The sequence below is a fragment of the Enterococcus sp. AAFC-DPL-5146 genome (assembly GCF_058216635.1).
The window spans coordinates 1885050-1904160 of record NZ_CM177103.1; the positions used below are offsets into that span (position 1 = coordinate 1885050).

Below are 19111 nucleotides of genomic sequence, written 5' to 3' on the forward strand. Positions count from 1 at the left end.
TCATTTCTAATTCATTAAACTTGTGAAGGTTAAGATGTCATAATCCTCTCAAAAGAAAAAAGCCAAACAATTTTTTCATAAGACGTTTGACTTTCAATCAATCTCATCGTCTGAGTTTTAGCACTATACAACGTAAAGAAAAATTCTTAGCTATTTTATGAAAAGCCTTAATTCGACAATTCCTGTTTTACCCATTGGCGTCTTTCGACGTTTCTGCGCAATAGCTTGTGTTTGTATAGGAGCCTCACCTAACAAGTTTATTTATTTTTATAAATCGTACCGTTTGGACGTTATTTTTTCAAGTTTTTTTGTTTCTCTTTATTTTTTCTTAATTTTAAAAGAGGAACCCGTCAATTTTTTTGACAAGCCCCTCTTTTATTTTCTAGTTTATATTGAATTTTATTTTACGCATCTAACTCTTCAAACTGTGAATTGTAAAGTGATGCATAGTAGCCACCTTCAGCAAGTAATTCTTCGTGTGTTCCTTGTTCTTTAATATCGCCATCTTGCATATAAAGAATTTTATCTGCATCTTTGATTGTTGATAAACGGTGAGCGATAACAAATGACGTACGACCAGCCATTAAGTTATTCATAGCGCCTTGAATCAATCCTTCTGTCCGTGTATCAACAGATGACGTTGCTTCATCAAGAATCAAGATTGGTTTGTCTGCTAAAATCGCACGAGCAATAGTTAACAGTTGTTTTTGACCTTGAGAAATATTTGAAGATTCTTCATTTAATTCCATATTATAGCCGCCAGGTAATGTTTGGATAAAGTGGTGAACATGAGCAGCTTTTGCAGCTTCATACACTTCTTCATCTGTTGCATCTAGACGACCATAGCGAAGATTTTCCATAATAGTTCCTTTAAATAACCAAGTATCTTGTAAAACCATCCCAATATTTTTACGAAGATCTGCACGATTAAAGTCTTTAATATTATAGCCATCGATTTTAATTGCACCAGAGGTAACATCGTAAAAACGCATCAGTAATTTAACCATGGTTGTTTTACCAGCTCCAGTTGGTCCAACAATTGCTACTGTTTGGCCAGAATCCACATGTGAACTGAAATCATTAATAATGATTTTATCTGGTGTGTAACCAAAACGAACATGTTCAAAGTCTACCATACCTTTTGCTTTATCAATTTTAACTGGATTTTCTACAGTTTGCTCTTCTTCGTCCTCCCCAAGAAATTCAAAGACACGTTCAGCAGCTGCTGCCATTGATTGAAGTAAATTAGATACTTGAGCCAATTGAGCAATAGGTTGTGTTAAGTTACGAACGTATTGGATGAAGGCTTGAATGTCACCAACAGTGATTGAACCATTGTAAGCCATAATTCCACCAAAGATAGCAACAGCTACATAGCCAAGGTTTCCAACAAAGTTCATAATTGGTTGCATCAAACCAGAAAGAAATTGAGATTTCCATGCTGATTTGAATAATACATCATTTTTTTCTTTAAATTCTTTCAGAGCGTTATCTTCATCATTAAATAAACGTACGATGTTGTATCCACCGATTGTTTCTTCTACTTTACCATTGATTACTCCAAGATATTCTTGTTGTGTTTTAAAGTATTTTTGTGAGTTTTTCACAACAATCATAATCAAAATCATTGAAATCGGTACAATCAAAATGGCAATACCCGTCATCTGTACTGAAATTGACAGCATCATTACAATAACCCCAATGATGGTGAAGGTTGACGTAATCAATTGGGTGATTGATTGATTTAAGGATTGACCTAATGTATCTACATCATTTGTAATACGTGATAATACTTCACCCGTTGTCCGACTTTCAAAATAGTTCATAGGCATACGGTTGATTTTTTCTGAAATTTCTTTCCGCATCCGATAAGTGATTTTTTGCGAAATCGTTGACATGATCCATCCTTGGATAATCCCAAAAAGAGAAGCAACAAGGTAAAGACCTAACATGAATAATAAGATGCCGCCGATTTTATCAAAATCAATTCCGCCAGTACCTTGATATTTTTTGATTAAGCCATTAAATAATTCCGTGATCGCTTTTGATAAGATTTTTGGTCCCCAAATATTGAAAATAGTTGAGGCAATTGCAAAAATTATTACAAAGAAAACAGGAATTTTATAGGCACCAAGGTAAGACAGTAATTTTTTCAAGGTTCCTTTAAAATCTTTTGCTTTTTCCACTGGAGCAATTTGTCCAGGTCCACCGCCACGACCGCCACGAGGGCGAGTTTGTTTTTGTTCTGACATTCTATTCGCTCCTCCCTACTCAGCTTCTTCTATGCCTAATTCGGCATTGCTTAATTGCGACTGGGCAATTTCTTGATAGACTTTTGATGATTCCATTAATTCTTCGTGTGTCCCATGTCCTACTACACGTCCTTCATTTAACACAATAATGTTATCTGCATGAAGAATCGTAGAGATTTTTTGGGCTACAATGATTTGTGTTGCACCTTTGATATTTTCAGACAACGCTTTACGCAACGCTACGTCAGTTTTATTATCAAGAGCAGAAAATGAATCATCGAAGATTAATATTTTAGGATTTTTCGCTAACGCACGGGCAATGGATAGACGTTGTTTTTGCCCACCTGAAACGTTGGTCCCACCTTGAGAAATTTCACGGTCATAGCCTTTTTCATTTGAATCAATGAACTCTTGAGCTTGAGCAATTTTAGCGGCTTTTTCCATTTGTTCATCTGAAATATCTGCATCACCAAATTTAATATTTGAAGCAATATCTCCAGAGAATAAAATTCCTTTTTGCGGAACGAAACCAATGATTTCATGTAATTTATGCAAACTCATTTCGCGAATATCAATTCCGTCAATCGTAATCCGTCCACCTGTTACATCAAAAAGTCGTGGAATCAAGTTAACGATTGTTGATTTACCTGAACCAGTTGAACCAATTAAAGCTGTTGTTTGCCCTGGTTTAGCCACAAAGTTAATATGATGAAGCACATCTTCGTCAGCATCGCTGTAACGGAATTCTACTGCTTCAAATTTCACTTCACCTTTAAAATCATGATTATCTTTAGGGTGTTTTGGATCTGTAATTGTTGGAACTGTTTCAAGAACTTCTTCCACACGACCAGCTGCAACGTTGGCACGAGGTAAGATAATTGAAACCATTGACAACATCATAAATGCCATAACAATCATCATTGTGTATGTGATAAATGCCATCATATCACCCACTTGAAGTTGACCATTATTCATGTTATGCCCGCCGACCCAAACGATCAAAACAGAGATTCCATTCATCATCAACATCATCACAGGCATCATGATAGACATTGCACGGTTAACGAATAATTGAGTTTTCATTAAGTTCGTGTTGGCTGTGTCAAAACGTTTTTCTTCAAATTTTTCACGAGAAAACGCACGGATAACTGGTAAACCAGTAATAATTTCACGAGAAACTAAGTTTACTCTATCAACCAAGTTTTGCAATGCTTTAAATTTTGGCATGGTTGTTAATAACAATGTCATAACTAAAACTAAAACAGCCACCACAGCGACTCCAACAATCCATCCCATACCCGTTCCTGTTTTATAAACATTGTAAATTCCGCCAATACCTAAGATCGGTGCATATAAAACGATACGCATAATCATAACGATCCCCATTTGCATTTGCTGAATATCATTGGTATTACGAGTAATTAATGAAGCGGGGGAGAATTTTTCCATTTCTGTGTTTGAAAATTGTAATGTACGTTCATATTGTCCCACACGTAAATTTCTTGCCACAGATGCTGCAACTAATGAAGCAATCAGTCCAACAATAATTGCTGCAACAGCTGAAACAAGGGTTAAGAGGATCATTTTTGTCCCTGTTTTCACCATATAGTCTGTTTGAATTTGTTGTGTATTCATATCTAGTGCTTTGTATTCAGCAAGTGTTAATTGAATGCCCACTGTTTTCATTGAATCAGCACCTAGATCTCCTAAACTTTCTTTAGTTGCTTTACGAGCCGCCTCGACTTTAGCTGGCATCGCTTCAGTTTTTGTTTTGATTGAATCAGCTAACGTTTTAGCTTCGGCACCTTTCGCTTGAGCTTGTTGAGCCAATGCTTGAGCTTCTGTGCCTTTTTCAGTTGCTATAGCAATATCAGTTGAAGAGGCAGCTGCTTCACCAGCTGCTTTAGCTTGTTCACCTAAAGTGGTTGCTTCTTCGCCAAGTTGTTTTGCTTTGGCAGCGTCTGCTCCAACCGTTTTATAGTCTTCAATAATTGCTTTGGCTTCACTTCCACTTGATGAATCTTTTGATTGAGAAGAAGCTAACATCATCATTGGCAGATTAAAGATATCTGCTAATTTTGCTTCTGTCATATCATCTTGAAGGTTTAATTTATAGACTTCAACGTCTTTTCCATCAATCTTTTCGGTTGTTCGTTTATAGTTGTCTTCAACTGTTTTTTTCTCATCATCGGTCATGAACATTTCAATTCCTTGAAGAGTTGTTTTCCTGATTTTTTCAGGGGTGGAGTATTCAAGCCCTCCTTGTTGAATACCAACATCGACGATACCTGATGTTAGTTTTGGTAAGCTTAAATCACTATTTGCCTGTACGACTAAAAGCACAAGAACTGCGATGACCGCATACCAGTATTTGCCGAGATATTTAAAAATCTTCACTATTGGTCACCTTCCTCTTTCAGGGATATTTGTTGGGAGTAGTCTACGAATTTCGCAGTCAGGTCGATAAATTGTTTTGTGTCTTTCTCTCCCATTAGTTTAAAAACTTGAACAATCTTATCACGCATTTCTTTCTTTTGAAGCTTCGCTACTTTCTTTCCACATTCGGTTAAAGTAACGTTGATGCGACGACGATCATTAGGGTCCATAGTACGTTCGATTTGGCCCTTTTTTTCTAAACTGCCTAACACAACTGCAATACGAGCACTAGACAGTTTAAGTGATTCAGCGAGATGTTTCGGGCTAGTTGGTTCACCATAGCGATAAAGAAACTTGATGACAATACTTTCACCTTGGTTACTCTTTTCTAGTCTACTAAATGCACTATGTCGATTTTGAACCATTAGACGCATAAGCTCTTGTTCGGCCTCTTCTGCAAATGACATATGACTCCTCCTTTTCTCAAAATAATTGCTTCTACCATTAATAGCTAACGGTGTTAGTAATTAATACTGTTCGATATTAACGCAAATAGCTTTTGATGTCAATAGTATTGAATTAAAAATAAAAATGAATCCGTTTTTATTTAAGAATCTTAAAAATGTGTTCGATATTCTATTTAAAAGAGAAGAGATTTTTCGCTAAAAAAAATCTGAAAACATTAATAGGCCATGTCCCCAGACTAACTTTTATAGATTTAAATTTACTATTTCTAACAACAGAATCTACATTACAACATGCCCATTTTGAGAGGATTTCAATGAATTCATTTAACTGCTGCGGATTAAAATGAACAACAACCGGATAACAAGCATATCCGCTGACTTTAAAAACTCGTCTATTTCGTTGATTGTTCTTTCTATTATCTTTTAACTAAGCAAGTCGTTGTCCAATTACTTACTCTGTAAGTTGGATTTTTTCGCTGATGTCTTTATTTGATAATTTGACATTTACTTCTAAAAGCTACAAATTTACTGAACACAATGAACTTAGAACTTTCAACTTACTTGATAAAAAACAGCCTACTTTTATCAGAAAACGAGTCTCCGTTATTTCAGTTAACCTTAAAATCGAATGAAGCTGACTTAGTAGGCTAATAATCAATCAAGTTTTTTTCGCGTTTATTATACCTAAAAACAAATATCGCCATAGTATGAACTCGCATAAATACAATTCTTTATATTTTCAAATTTACGAGATAGTAAAACAAAAAGTTGAGTAAAGTTCTTTATTAGAACTTACTCAACTTTCTTACATGCCTCTTTAGTTTAACTGTTTTAACTAGGGATATCTTATTTAATTCTGGAATAAATGTCACTACACTTTAAAAGATAACCATTTCTTTACAATTAAAAATAAGAGAATCAATGTTAAGCCAACTACAAGAAGAAACAAACTTACTGCTTCTCCTGTGGTCGGTAAGATATCAATAGAATCACTTTTTATAACCGTTGAAACTTTATCACTTTTATTTTCCTCATCATTTGAATCATTTACAATTTGTTTTTCACTTTTATTTCTATTCAATGTTCCGTTTACTGGAATACTAACTTCTGCTTCTCCATAAACAGTATTTCCCATTCCAAATAGTCCCAAAAGAAAACAAGTAACAAGGATTAGCGAAAAAATGATGCTTTTTTTTTTCATACGATTATTTAACGGGATTTCCATCTTTACCTAATACTTCAAATTTCATAGTCATTGCATAAGAAACTGTTTGTCTAGCAGGTTCGTCCGCTTTAGTAGCTTTGTCGGATTCTATTTTTTCTGGTGTTACTTTACCTGTATATTGAAATTTATATTCAGATCCTTCTGATTTTCCAGAAAGAATTGGAGATTCCAATTTGCTCAATAATTTGTTCATTTCACCAGTTGGGGTACCATCAGCTGTAATAAGGTCAAAGGCTGTCTCACCCTCTTTGTTATTTTTTGGTTGTAGACTTAATTTATCAATCGCTTTTGCCGCTGTTGCGTCCTTTGGAAGAGTAAAGCTTGCTAAATTAACATTTACTGGACGAGCCGATAAATTAGAAACATGGTACTCACCTGACGTAATTACTTTTTCATCGTCTGTGTCTGAATGAAACAATACTGAAGTCGGTAACTCAACTTTAAGCCATTTTTCATCTCCTTCTGGAATGTTTTCTTCGGGATCTGCATTATCCATCTGACCAAGTGTACCTTTAACTGGGATTTCAACCCCCTCATTAGAATCGTATTGGTTGCCATCTACGTTGTCAATAACCTGATGTTCTGATGCAAATGCTACTTGACCTGTTCCTAAAATCATTCCGCCTAATACTAATAATGTAAATACTGTTTTCTTCATATAATAATCTCTCCTAAAATTTTTTTAATTTATCTTTAACAGCTTTTAGCTACTAAATTCATTTATTAACAGTAATTTTGATTACTGCTTGAGTTGTTCCTCTTTTTTCCTTAAGCTTACTATCATATATATCTACCTGAGCTGTTGCTTTGTATGTTCCCGCCTCTAAAGTTTTACCTAATTTTGCTTTTGTTACTTCAAAGCCAGGCTGAATCATTCCTGATTCATAAACAAGCGACTTATCTTTATCCAATATCACTTTTACATTGATTGGATAGGCATTAACAGGCTCATTTTTTATATAAATATTTCCTTCAGAAGTTTTTTGATCAAAAGTAGCTTCTGGAAATATGGTTAGAGTAAATTGTGTTTCGTCTACTTTATTTTGTTGATAAGCATTCAATTCTTTACTTGTCATTTTTTTGGCATCTCTTACATCTGGATATTCTCCAGCAATTAATTCTTTTGGATTTTGTTGGGAATAATGCCAATAAAACGACCCCGCAGTTCCAAGAATTAAAAGAAGTAATAACATGAGTATCATCCATTTTTTCTTTGTTTTTGTTTCATTATTCATTACCGTTCTCTCCTTAGTCTTTCATACCAAACTTCAGAATTATACTGCTCTCTAAATGTGGAGAGTCTTCTGATTTATCGTTAAAATACTTTCCTTCAAACCTAATTTCACTCGACTTACTAGCTGTCAAATCTGTTAAGAGTTTCGAGGGTGTATTGGTATTTAAGCTATTAACTTTTTCTTTACCATCTACAAGCAAGTTCAATCTTAATGATTTTTGTTGCTTAGATGGATCTTCTTCTTTTTCTGATAAATAGTTCACACCTGACGTTTTCCCAATAGAAAATGAAGCCATTTCAACTGCCAGTGTAGTATTTGTTGAGTTATTTTTTATTGAGTACGATTCAGAAATAATTTTGTCTTTCGTTTTTCTATCAGAGAAGAATAACATTTTAGTAGGAATAGTTACATTCACCCACTTATTCTCAACATTTATTTTAATCTTGTAATCGTACTGAATTTTTTTACCTGTTTTTAGAGTTTCTTCTACTCTTACTTTAGCTGGCTTTATTCCTGGTGTTTTGGTGTCCGGGAACTCAACAAATTTCACAGATTTTATATTTTTATATTCGTTAGCATCAAAATATTTGTTCATATTATTTTTAAACTCTTCATTTAACATATCATCCGAAGCATTCAACACTGTCGAAACTTCTTTTGGTTTTAATTGATTTACCCTTAATGGCTGATAGCCGTCCTTTGTAATTTCATAATAAACAGCCCTTTTTTCATTGTTATACTGATTTCGTTGCTCATTCTCGTAGAGATAATTTTTTTTAAGTTCTCTCTCCCACGCTCGAACAACATCACCATAATGAACGGCTTGTTTCTTGTCTGTTCCCCATTTTTTTAACGCATCCTGCTTTAAGTCTTCTCCCATAGCTTCAATATAAGTATTTCCACGTTTTATTTCATCCATGATACTCGTATTTACTTCACTCAGATCAAACCAATCAAACTGATAATACAACTCTTTAAAATAAGAATGAATCGAAGTATTATCGTCTAACATTCCGGAAACCGCTGCTATGATTGGTTTTTCCCCAAGTATCAAAGGAAAAGCAGCACTGGTACGATCATCCCCCCAAGCGCCATATGCGACAACAGAACGTCCCCATTCAACTTTAACAGGAACAGATACATCAACTTTTTGTCCAGTTTCACTTCTCGTTACAGTTACAGTCATCGTCTTATTTCCAACTGCATCTGCTTCTACCGTATCTTTAACTACAACCGTATAGTCCTCTGGTTTAAGCTCTTCATTATCTACTTTCACATTTTCAACAAAATCCTTTGGATTTAAACTATCTATTGATTCACCTAAAGAGATAGTTTGAGGCTTGCCTTGTGCCGATAGTTTTCCGTTGACAAGCACCTTAACTTTGGCAGTTGTTTCCTTTGCTATTCCTTTAAACATGTACTCATATTCGTAAACACCTGATTTACTTGTATCTATATTGGTATCTAAATTTGGGACACCTTTAACACTTATTCTATCGTCAGACCATGGAACAGCTTTTCCATCTTCATCCGTAGCACTTAAAAACCCGTCTTTCCAACTTATCTTCTGTTCCCTATCTACAACTAAATCTTTTGTCTTTAGTGAGGATTTATCTTCTTTTACTGTTACCTGAATATCGTAATCGTACTGAATTTTTTTACCCGTTTTGAGGGTTTCTTCTACTCTTACCTTAGCTGGCTTTATTCCTATCGTTTTGGTGTCAGGTAGATTCACAAATTTTACAGATTTTATATTTTTATATTCGTTAGTATCAAAATATTTCTCCATATTATTTTTAAACTCTTCATTTAACGTGTCACCAGAAGCATTCAATACGGTGGAAACTTTTTTTGGTTTCAATTGATTTACCCTTAATGGTTGATAGCCGTCTTTTGTAATTTCATAATAAACAGCCTTTAATCCATTGTTGTATTGATTTCGTTGTCCGTTTTCGTAGAGATAGTTTTTTTCAGGTTCTCTCTGCCACGCTCGAACAACATCACCATAATGAACGGCTTGTTTCTTGTCCGTTCCCCATTTTTTTAATGCATCCTGTTTCAAGTCTTCACCCATGGCTTCAATATGAGTATTCCCATGTTTTGTTTCATTCATGGTAATCGTATTTGTTTCACTCAGATCAAACCAATCAAACTGATAATACAACTCTTTAAAATAATAATGAATGGATGTATTGTCATTTTCTAAACCAGAAACTGCTGCTATGATTGGATTGTCTCCAAGTATCAATGGAAAGGCAACACTAGTACGATTATCCCCCAAAGCACCATATGTAATAACAGAACGACCCCACTCAACGTTAACTGGAACAGATACATCAACTGTTTTCCCAGTTTCACTTCTCGTTACAGTTACAATCATTGTCTTAGTTCCAATCGTATCTGCTTCTACCGTATCTTTAACTACAACCGTATAGCTATCTGGTTTAAGCTCTTCATTATCTACTTTCACATTTTCAACAAAATCCTTTGGATTTAAACTATCTATTGATTCACCTAAAGAGATAGTTTGAGGCTTGCCTTGTGCCGATAGTTTTCCGTTGACAAGCACCTTAACTTTGGCAGTTGTTTCCTTTGCTATTCCTTTAAACATGTACTCGTATTCGTAAACACCTGATTTATTTGTATCTATATTGGTATCTAAATTTGGGACACCTTTAACACTTATTCTATCGTCAGACCATGGAACAGCTTTTCCATCTTCATCCGTAGCACTTAAAAACCCGTCTTTCCAACTTATCTTCTGTTCCCTATCTACAACTAAATCTTTTGTCTTTAGTGAGGATTTATCTTCTTTTACTGTTACCTGAATATCGTAATCGTACTGAATTTTTTTACCCGTTTTGAGGGTTTCTTCTACTCTTACCTTAGCTGGCTTTATTCCTATCGTTTTGGTGTCAGGTAGATTCACAAATTCTACAGATTTTATATTTTTATATTCGTTAGCATCAAAATATTTCTCCATATTATTTTTAAACTCTTCATTTAACGTGTCACCAGAAGCATTCAATACGGTGGAAACTTTTTTTGGTTTTAATTGATTTACCCTTAATGGTTGATAGCCGTCCTTTGTAATTTCATAATAAACAGCCTTTAGTCCATTGTTGTATTGATTTCGTTGTCCGTTTTCGTAGAGATAGTTTTTTTCAGGTTCTCTCTGCCACGCTCGAACAACATCACCATAATGAACGGCTTGTTTCTTGTCTGTTCCCCATTTTTTTAATGCATCCTGTTTCAAGTCTTCACCCATGGCTTCAATATGAGTATTCCCATGTTTTGTTTCATTCATGGTAATCGTATTTGTTTCACTCAGATCAAACCAATCAAACTGATAATACAACTCTTTAAAATAATAATGAATGGATGTATTGTCATTTTCTAAACCAGAAACTGCTGCTATGATTGGATTGTCTCCAAGTATCAATGGAAAGGCAACACTAGTACGATTATCCCCCAAAGCACCATATACAATAACAGAACGACCCCACTCAACGTTAACTGGAACAGATACATCAACTGTTTTCCCAGTTTCACTTCTCGTTACAGTTACAATCATTGTCTTAGTTCCAATCGTATCTGCTTCTACCGTATCTTTAACTACAACCGTATAGTCCTCTGGTTTAAGCTCTTCATTATTTATTTTCACATTTTTAACAAAATTCTTTGAATTTAAACTATTTATTGATTCACCTAAAGAGATGGTTTGAGGATTCGCTTGTGCTGATAGCATTTCTTGAACAGTAATCTTTGATTTAGAATTTGTATTCTTTACTTTCCCATTAAACGAATATTCATATTCGTAAACACCTGATTTACTTGTATCTATATTGGTATCTAAGTTTGGAACACCGTTAATGCTTATTCTTTTGTCAGACCATGGAACAGCATTTCCATCTTCATCCGTAGCACTTAAAAACCCGTCTTTCCCAGTTACTTTCTGCCCCATATCTACAACCAAATCTTTTGTCTTTAGTGAGGATTTATCTTCTTTTATTGTGATCGTTGCTTCATTACTAAACTGTTCGTTCTCTGGATAGTATATTCGAGCGATATATGTCCCTGGCATTTTTGTATCCAAATTTTTTCTTATCCATTCTTCTCCTACTTGTTGCCCAACAGGATAAATGTAGTAATAATTAAAATCCTCTGCTTTAAGTTTGTTTTCTTCTTTATCTGTTACGTTCTTGAAGGGAGAATTTGGGTCAAACTTCTCTCCTTGATATAATTCAACATTTTGTAATTCCAATTTAGTTTTATCTTCTTTGACTTCTACATATACTTCATTGCTATAACCTACTCTAGGCATATAAACCTGCAGTAGATATATACCTACTTTACTTGTATCTATGGCTGTAGCTCTATCCTCATATTCTATTGGATGATTATTAACAATGTAATTAGTCGAAGAAATATCTTTATGATCAGTCAGCCTTCTTCCATATTCATCGTATACATTGAATAATATGGAATTGGGATCAAATTTCTGCCCTATATATAATGTTACACCTACTATACTTGGCTTGGGTACATCTCCATGTACATCGCTATTTCTATTAATTTTTTTAGTTGTTTCTTGAGTATCTTCCTTTTTCTCACTAATAGACTTTGATTCTACTATGTCATGTTCGTTTTGATTTGTAGTACTAACCTCTGCTTCATTATCTTCAGTACTAGAATCCATTACTTCTTTTAGTTCCTTATGTTTACTTTCTACAATTCCAGTATTTTCTGTGATATCTTTTGCAAATACCAAAACTGATCCTGATATACTTTCAAATGTTAAAGTAATACACATACTAAAAGACAATATTTTTTTTATCGTTTTATTTTTCATATAATTTCTCAATTATATAAACACCACCTTTTGCACGCACTCGAATTATATTTTTTTTGAATAATCATATAATTCAATAATCCATTTTTTAAAAATAATTTTTTTGAATTGCTTATTCACTATTTAAACACGTTTGATATGCTCTTGTTTATCGTAATCTGTTTCCCCGTAAAACAAAATCAAATAATTTTTTTCTATTTAGTAGTCAAATCGTTTGATTTCTTGAATATACAGATGCTATAATCTACGAAATTAATTTATTTTTAATTTGTATAATATATGTATTTTAAAAGGAGATGGTATTACTGGAAAACTTCCATATGACTTCTATCAGTAAGCAAAAATATGATCTATTTAATTTTATCTATTTTAGTGAAGAGAATGTGTATATTAAAAGTATCACTGATTATTTTATGATTTCCTCCACTTCAGCCACTAGAAATATACGTGAGTTGAATGAAGATCTTTCAGATATTTTTAAAGAGGAACACATTCAAATAGTTAGAAACAATAATATTTACACGATACTAAACAAGACAGATAAACCAGCAGCCTATATTATTGATAAAATTCGTCTTGAGTACTTTAAAGACACTGATCAATTCAAAATTATTGAAGCATTAATAAAAAAAAGATTTGACAGTGTAAAGTCTTTAGCTAATTACTTACATATTAGTACTCCTCATTTATATAAAGCGATTAAAAAAATAAACACTAATCTTGAAAAATTTGAAGTTAGAATCTCATTTCAAACTACTTCTACTTTTAGTAATTTTATAAGTGAAAAAGAAATTAATATGCGTGTTTTTCTCTATTATTATTATTGGCATTTTTATAAAGGGTTGGAGTGGCCATTTAAAAGACTTGCAGAAACTAGCATGACTGAATCAAAAATTTTAGAAATTTTTACATATTCTCAAATTCAAAGATTTAATTACTTAGCTTCCCTTTCAAAATTTAGAATTTATTCAAGAAAACAATACATTGCACTAGAGGAAGAAGCTTTATTAGACCTCTCTCCATATAAGATAGAGAATGACTTTGGTCTACTTCTTGACTCAAATACTTACAAAATTCCTGAAAAAATCCTAGATCAAGAAAAAGTATTCTTTAATTTTTTAGCACGTTTCTATATTGCAGATTGCGATGATAGAGCGCAAAAAATTAACATTGCCGCTCAATTTTTAAAAGCTTCTACGCCTCTAATCACATACACAAAAAAACTCCTGAATAAATTATTTTCAGACTATCATATTGACGTATCTGAAGATGTATGGTTACTTTCTTATTACAATCTAAATACAATCTTTCTTTATTTAAAGTACGTTAATCTTGATTATTCAGACTGGTATAAAACACGAGATGGTTTGGGAAATCACCCTACACATAATCCAGTATGGGAGATAGCTGAAAAAAATTTTATCACTTATTTCACTAATACGTTTACCGATCTTCCCCCGCCACTTAAGATAACTGAAGGAATGACTAAATATGTTGCACAGTGTCTACACTACCTTGTAGATAATAATGTAAAAGTAGAACCTATCAAAATTTGTGTCCAATATGGTCGATTATTTTATTTAAATGATCAAATTAAACATACAATCAACTTAACTTTTCAATCAAAGAATATTATGTATGTAGACACCACTGAGAATGCTGACTTGATTATTTCAGATAGCTATCAAGGTGAATGCGACAACGCAGTTTACTTCTTTTTATATGACACTAATGACGAAAGTAATTGGAAAGCAATGATTACTACCATCAAAAAAATGTTTTACAAAAAAGTGCTTATACCACGTAAATATACGGTAGAAACCAATGAATGAGATTGTTCATTCATTGGTTTTTACCATATTTTTATTATTAGCGATGTTTAGTAACACAGATTTTATACTAATACTAGAATTATATCTTTCCTTTTATTACATAATAAATCGTACTATTCCTCCCAAAAAACTTTCAATCAATACATTCCTAAGGTTTTTAGGATTATTTTTATTTGCTTCCCTTGCCGCCACTTTTCAAGAAAATGAGCTGTGACAAAGATGCTATAGTTATCTTTATATGAGGTGAATAAAATGGATTTTTTTTTAAGTGACAAAGATCATAAAAAATATAAACTTTTAAAAACAATATTGGCGAATCCTGGTATTGAAATGTGCCGTATTAAAGATCATTTAAATATTTCTTCCACAAGCATTCGTAGATTTTTACATGAGCTCAATCAAGAACTAGCTGAGGTTTTTCGAAAATGTACTATTTCAATCCATTTATTAGACACGGGATACTCACTTACATGTAATAAAATTCCAAACAGCTTTTTATTAGATTCCATAAAACTATTTTATATCAAACAATCTAATGAGTTTAACATTTTAAACACTTTAATTACCAAGCGTTATGATAGTGTCAACCAATTATCATTGAGAATAAATATTAGTCCCTCTCATTTATACAAATATGTTAAAAGCCTTCGATTTTTTCTTTCCCGTTTTAACCTAGATATTGATTTTTCACATAATAATACGACTAACTCTAACTTAGTTGGAACTGAGATTGATAAACTGTATTTTCTTAATGTTTATTTTTGGGAAATATACAAAGCTGTCGAATGGCCTCCATTTATTGTTGATTCTCATCCGTTCTACAATACAGCTGATCTTTCACCTTTTCAGGAGAAAAGAATACGCTACATAAGTTCCATCTCTAACCATCCTGCAATTAAAAATCGTAAGCTTACGACAGATTCTGATTTGAAAGAGATTTTTGATATTTTCCAAAAATTCAATGGTGCTGTAACATCTGGAGTATCAAAAACTCCTATAGAAAATTTTTTCATTCGATTGTTCATTCCGGAATTCGATTCTGACTTAAATAAAGTGTGTATAGCAAAACTGGCATCAGAACTTAAAAATAATAAACTTGTGTCTTTATCTACTATTTTTTTAAATAGTCTTTTTGAATCGTATCAAGTTTGTCCTAACGAATCTCAATACAATGTTTGTTTCTATCATTCGTTAGTTATACACATTTTTTTAAAATATGTATATACTGACTTCTTTAGTCCTTTTGAAAATTTTCCAAGAGTAAGTGAACTTACTTCAGAAGAATTAAGCTTTGTTGAATTGGAAACGAGTTTATTTCAATTTTATGAAGAACTAACTACTGAAAATAGGCACTACCCTCTTCAAGTATCTAAAGCAAATCTTTTGTATATGGTTAATTTTAGTTATTTTATATTAGACTATTGTACTGAAACAAAAAAAGTCCATGTTTATGTCGAATTTTCTAAAAATATTTTTTCAACACAGATGCTTAAGAAAAACTTATTAGGGATATTTGGACATGATAATATCGAATTAACAAACTCTCAGCGACAAGCAGATATCATTTTAACTGATTTTTCTTATGAAGGGATGGAACAGGAAAAAATATGTCATTTTGAAAATCCGTATAGCCATTGTTCTTGGAATAATGCTTTAACAGCTATCACCTCCATGCTCTACAAAAAAAAGGGATTCATTAATAATTTTACAATTCAAAGTGAAGCTATATGTAATTAGATTTGATTATTTTTTATGTTTTTTTCTAGATAAACGATTCAAAAAAAAAAGCAGTAAATCGATTTCTACTTCGATTTACTGCTTGTTTTTTACTACTGAATTAATTCATAGTCAATTTATTTAAATTAAGCTGGTGGTATGAATTGGATAATTTTTTTATTGAAATGTGAGTAACCACAGGCAATTGACATAACAATTAATAGTAACTCCAGTTCAAACCCATTAACAAAACCGCTGCCAGATTTTAACATAAAAATAGCCGAACCTAAAATAGCAATAAATCCCAATGAAACCAGCGGTACTAATAGACCGATAATCATAAAAATACCACCGCCTACTTCAATAAGAGCAATAATTACAGGCATAAAAGATGGCAGACCCAACCCAACAAAGAATTCTGTTGTTCCTTTAAGATCTGAAAATTTTGCCACTCCATGTAAAACCATGGTAATACCCAATGTTATTCTTATTAATAAAAGACTTGTACTTGTTGCATTTTTTAACTGCATGAATTTTATAACCTCCTTTAATTGATGGTTAATTATATCATACAGAAAGATCACTTACAATAAGTAAGTTAAATAATAGTTATTTTTATACATAGTAAAACACCTAGCTAAATTGCTAAGTGTTTAATAAATAAATGTTTTTCTATATCCTAATTTCCATCTTTTAGTAGACTCATCAATTCAAATCCAGTGTTCATTTTAGAATAAATGGAGCAAACTACGAACCGTTCTTTTCCTGCGAATTCCACCATTTTATATCGTCCTGAAGAGGCTGGTATATGATGGTGACCATGAATAGCGCCAACTATGTTATATTCCTCAAATAACTGTTCAATTTTCGGCTCTGAACAATCATATTTTTTGTTATAAGATTTACTTTTTGGTGAAAGCATACTAAGTTCATTGAACAACGGAGCATGGGAAACGATTACTGTTGGTATATCGTAATCCTTATTTAGCAGGTAGTTTAATGAATTTAAGATAAACTTTTGTTGTTCTTTTTTTCGTTTCACTAGTACAACGGGGATTGTCAGTCCTATATATCGAATGCCATCATGAACAATGCTGCTATTATTTAACACGCTCGTTTTAGGAAATCGTTTTTCTAGCTCTGCTTTGACACATTCATAATAGATATGATTTCCTGTTGGCAACTTGTACCAAGAATCATCTGGATTTCGCATAAGATCTTGAAACCATTCATTTTTGAAAAAGGGTCTCCATTGTTCCCACTGTTGATCTTCTTTATTTGGATTATCTGGCAATACATCTGCTAATTCATGATTTCCTATAACATAGAGTCCTTTAATTTCTTCATTTCTTACATGAGAATCAGAAATATCTCCAACTAAGATGTTGAAGTTTTTATTCATAAATGTAAGTTTCCCATCAATCGTATGGATGTCAGAGACAACATTTACTATATTAGGATTTTCTGTTGGAAGAACATTTTCAAAATATTGTTCTAGTTCTCTAGGATCAACACTATGTGCAGTGTATTTTTTCCTGACTTCAGACAACTCTTTTCCAATTTCTGATCGTAAAAGTAACTTGTTATTTGAAGGTGCAGTTTGTTTCATGACAATAATTGAATCTTCTATCTTTTGTTTTATTTCTTGCGGTAATAAATCTAAGGCAGGTTGGATATCTGATTCAACTGTTAAATGCTTATCCGAAATAAAACCGTCTTGCAGGTTTGTTTCTAATAGACGTACATGTTTACCGTCTGTCGTTATAGGTAGTGCTTGTGTAAGCTGGACAACAAAATTGAGGTACTCTGAAACGTATCCAGATATTCCTGTTTTTATATTTTCACTAAACAAAAACTTACCTGGAAGGTTCGCAGAAAGTGCGCCAGTTTCATCATGCTGCAATAAGCGTCCTAGAATTTGAATCTCTAGTAAGGGATCTTCAAATATGGCATTGTACGCTTGAATAACTTTTGAAGAGTTCTTATTTACTCGTTTGTTTGTCACTTGAAAAATACTTAGTTTAAGATAAGTTTCTAGGTTAACTTTATGGGATTTGATATATTGATAAACCTCTTCTGGATGAAGCAAATATTGAATTGCTGCCCGTTGAATATAGTTTCTGGCGGTATCATAAGGTATCGCTGAATAGACAAGATCTCCTGTGGAAGATATGTTTAGGGAATTTTCTTTTGTGTTGTAGGTTAATTGAAAGTACTCGTTTTTGAATACTGTTTTGTTGACTGGACGTCGTTTGTTTTCTGGGTAAAGATCTAGGCGGCTTGCGAGTTTTGGTGATAGTATCGTTTCTGTTTTTGATGGTGGAAAAAATGTTTGTTTGCTTAGGGTTAAGGAATTTTTGTTTTTGTTGGATTTCATTGTTGCACCTCCTTTTTACAGTTAGTCATTCTCCTATCGGATGAATTCTTTCTATTTTAGGATATCCAAAGATATGCATTATTATCTATTGGCGATAATAGTAATTTTCTGCAGGATATGCTCCTCCTTGTTGAGATAAAATAAGTCTTGGTTTTGTTGTATCTGAATTGTCTCCATCAGGATTTTCAAAACCGACCTTAAAAAATCCTATCGGAGTTGATCCTCCCATTTCTCCAGTTGATAAACTAGCATATGGGATTTTACTGGTTTTATCAGAATCTTTTATTGTGTGAATTGTTTGATTTTTATTCGTTGTTCCGTCAGCATTTATTACTATACTATCTCCAGTTCCGTTTTGCCAAGTTCCAACTAAGCTACTTATGTCACCATTATTGATTGCTTCTATATCTAAATCTTCCTGAAGTGGTCTTGGTGTATTCTTAAGCTGATTCAAATATTCCCCATTGGCTTCAAAAAAAATAATAGTATCATCAATCTGGACATTTGCCAAAATACTCTTCACTTCACTATTACACCAGAAATATATATAGGTTTGCGTGCCATATCCATCATTTATGTTTGGGAGCAGTGTTGACTTTTCTATAACGAACGATTGATTAGGATTCGTTGTGTCTGTTTTTAGCACTGCGTAGTAACCGTTATTTTTCAGATATTCATTGCCTGTTGCATTTGTGGCAATCAAATGTGTGTAAAACTCGTTTGGTGCTTTTAAACCATATGGGTTTTGTTCTACAAAGCTGCTACTTTGAGTAGATTCA

Annotated in this window: 11 protein-coding genes, 1 pseudogene and 1 riboswitch; of the genes and pseudogenes, 2 read left to right on the forward strand and 10 right to left on the reverse strand. The window is 33.0% G+C overall.

The window, feature by feature from the left end:
* Positions 1-95: 95 nt before the first annotated feature.
* A riboswitch (M-box (ykoK) riboswitch) is annotated at positions 96-263 on the reverse strand.
* Between the two features lie 141 nt (positions 264-404).
* The 7 genes from AC4BB2_RS08640 to AC4BB2_RS08670 form a co-directional block, all read right to left on the reverse strand.
* On the reverse strand, positions 405-2252 hold the full coding sequence (locus AC4BB2_RS08640) for an ABC transporter ATP-binding protein (RefSeq protein ID WP_490472539.1): 1848 nt from the start codon (positions 2250-2252) through the stop codon (positions 405-407).
* Positions 2253-2267: 15 nt separating this feature from the next.
* On the reverse strand, positions 2268-4649 hold the full coding sequence (locus tag AC4BB2_RS08645; RefSeq protein ID WP_490472540.1) for an ABC transporter ATP-binding protein: 2382 nt from the start codon (positions 4647-4649) through the stop codon (positions 2268-2270).
* Entirely contained in the window at positions 4649-5095 is a 447-nt protein-coding gene (locus AC4BB2_RS08650; RefSeq protein ID WP_490472541.1) for a MarR family winged helix-turn-helix transcriptional regulator, read from the reverse strand. The genes AC4BB2_RS08645 and AC4BB2_RS08650 overlap by 1 nt, the downstream gene beginning before the upstream one ends.
* 871 nt (positions 5096-5966) lie before the next feature.
* Entirely contained in the window at positions 5967-6230 is a 264-nt protein-coding gene (locus tag AC4BB2_RS08655; protein ID WP_490472542.1) for an LPXTG cell wall anchor domain-containing protein, read from the reverse strand.
* A 70-nt stretch (positions 6231-6300) separates the two neighbouring features.
* Positions 6301-6978, reverse strand: a complete 678-nt coding sequence (locus AC4BB2_RS08660) for a hypothetical protein (protein WP_490472543.1) — start codon at positions 6976-6978, stop codon at positions 6301-6303.
* A gap of 58 nt (positions 6979-7036) precedes the next feature.
* A complete protein-coding gene (locus AC4BB2_RS08665) occupies positions 7037-7555 on the reverse strand; it encodes a hypothetical protein (RefSeq protein ID WP_490472544.1) in 519 nt (172 codons plus the stop codon).
* 13 nt (positions 7556-7568) lie between these two features.
* Complete coding sequence (locus AC4BB2_RS08670; RefSeq protein ID WP_490472545.1) at positions 7569-12407, reverse strand: bacterial Ig-like domain-containing protein; 4839 nt, start codon at positions 12405-12407, stop codon at positions 7569-7571.
* A 320-nt stretch (positions 12408-12727) separates the two neighbouring features.
* On the opposite strand from AC4BB2_RS08670, the gene AC4BB2_RS08675 reads away from it, so the two are divergent.
* On the forward strand, positions 12728-14239 hold the full coding sequence (locus tag AC4BB2_RS08675) for a helix-turn-helix domain-containing protein (protein WP_490472546.1): 1512 nt from the start codon (positions 12728-12730) through the stop codon (positions 14237-14239).
* Between the two features lie 252 nt (positions 14240-14491).
* Positions 14492-15976 carry a helix-turn-helix domain-containing protein gene (locus tag AC4BB2_RS08680; protein ID WP_490472547.1) on the forward strand — a complete coding sequence of 495 codons (1485 nt, stop codon included), beginning with the start codon at positions 14492-14494 and terminating at the stop codon, positions 15974-15976.
* 125 nt (positions 15977-16101) lie between these two features.
* Here the strand turns inward: AC4BB2_RS08680 and AC4BB2_RS08685 are convergent, their stop codons facing one another.
* The 3 genes and pseudogenes from AC4BB2_RS08685 to AC4BB2_RS08695 all read right to left on the reverse strand — a co-directional run.
* Positions 16102-16485 carry a DoxX family protein gene (locus AC4BB2_RS08685; RefSeq protein ID WP_490472548.1) on the reverse strand — a complete coding sequence of 128 codons (384 nt, stop codon included), beginning with the start codon at positions 16483-16485 and terminating at the stop codon, positions 16102-16104.
* Between the two features lie 149 nt (positions 16486-16634).
* Positions 16635-18332, reverse strand: coding sequence for a metallophosphoesterase (locus AC4BB2_RS08690; RefSeq protein ID WP_490472549.1), 1698 nt, complete (start codon positions 18330-18332; stop codon positions 16635-16637).
* A gap of 91 nt (positions 18333-18423) precedes the next feature.
* Positions 18424-18747, reverse strand: a pseudogene (locus tag AC4BB2_RS08695) (DUF6287 domain-containing protein); the annotation flags it as partial.
* Between the last annotated feature and the right edge of the window lie 364 nt (positions 18748-19111).

Coding starts and splice junctions, on each gene's coding strand:
- AC4BB2_RS08640 (WP_490472539.1), bottom strand. CDS start 2,252: ATGTCAGAACAAAAACAAACTCGCCCTCGTGGCGGTCGTGGCGGTGGA.
- AC4BB2_RS08650 (WP_490472541.1), bottom strand. CDS start 5,095: ATGTCATTTGCAGAAGAGGCCGAACAAGAGCTTATGCGTCTAATGGTT.
- AC4BB2_RS08655 (WP_490472542.1), bottom strand. CDS start 6,230: ATGGGAAATACTGTTTATGGAGAAGCAGAAGTTAGTATTCCAGTAAAC.
- AC4BB2_RS08660 (WP_490472543.1), bottom strand. CDS start 6,978: ATGAAGAAAACAGTATTTACATTATTAGTATTAGGCGGAATGATTTTA.
- AC4BB2_RS08665 (WP_490472544.1), bottom strand. CDS start 7,555: ATGAATAATGAAACAAAAACAAAGAAAAAATGGATGATACTCATGTTA.
- AC4BB2_RS08670 (WP_490472545.1), bottom strand. CDS start 12,407: ATGAAAAATAAAACGATAAAAAAAATATTGTCTTTTAGTATGTGTATT.
- AC4BB2_RS08675 (WP_490472546.1), top strand. CDS start 12,728: ATGACTTCTATCAGTAAGCAAAAATATGATCTATTTAATTTTATCTAT.
- AC4BB2_RS08680 (WP_490472547.1), top strand. CDS start 14,492: ATGGATTTTTTTTTAAGTGACAAAGATCATAAAAAATATAAACTTTTA.
- AC4BB2_RS08685 (WP_490472548.1), bottom strand. CDS start 16,485: ATGCAGTTAAAAAATGCAACAAGTACAAGTCTTTTATTAATAAGAATA.
- AC4BB2_RS08690 (WP_490472549.1), bottom strand. CDS start 18,332: ATGAAATCCAACAAAAACAAAAATTCCTTAACCCTAAGCAAACAAACA.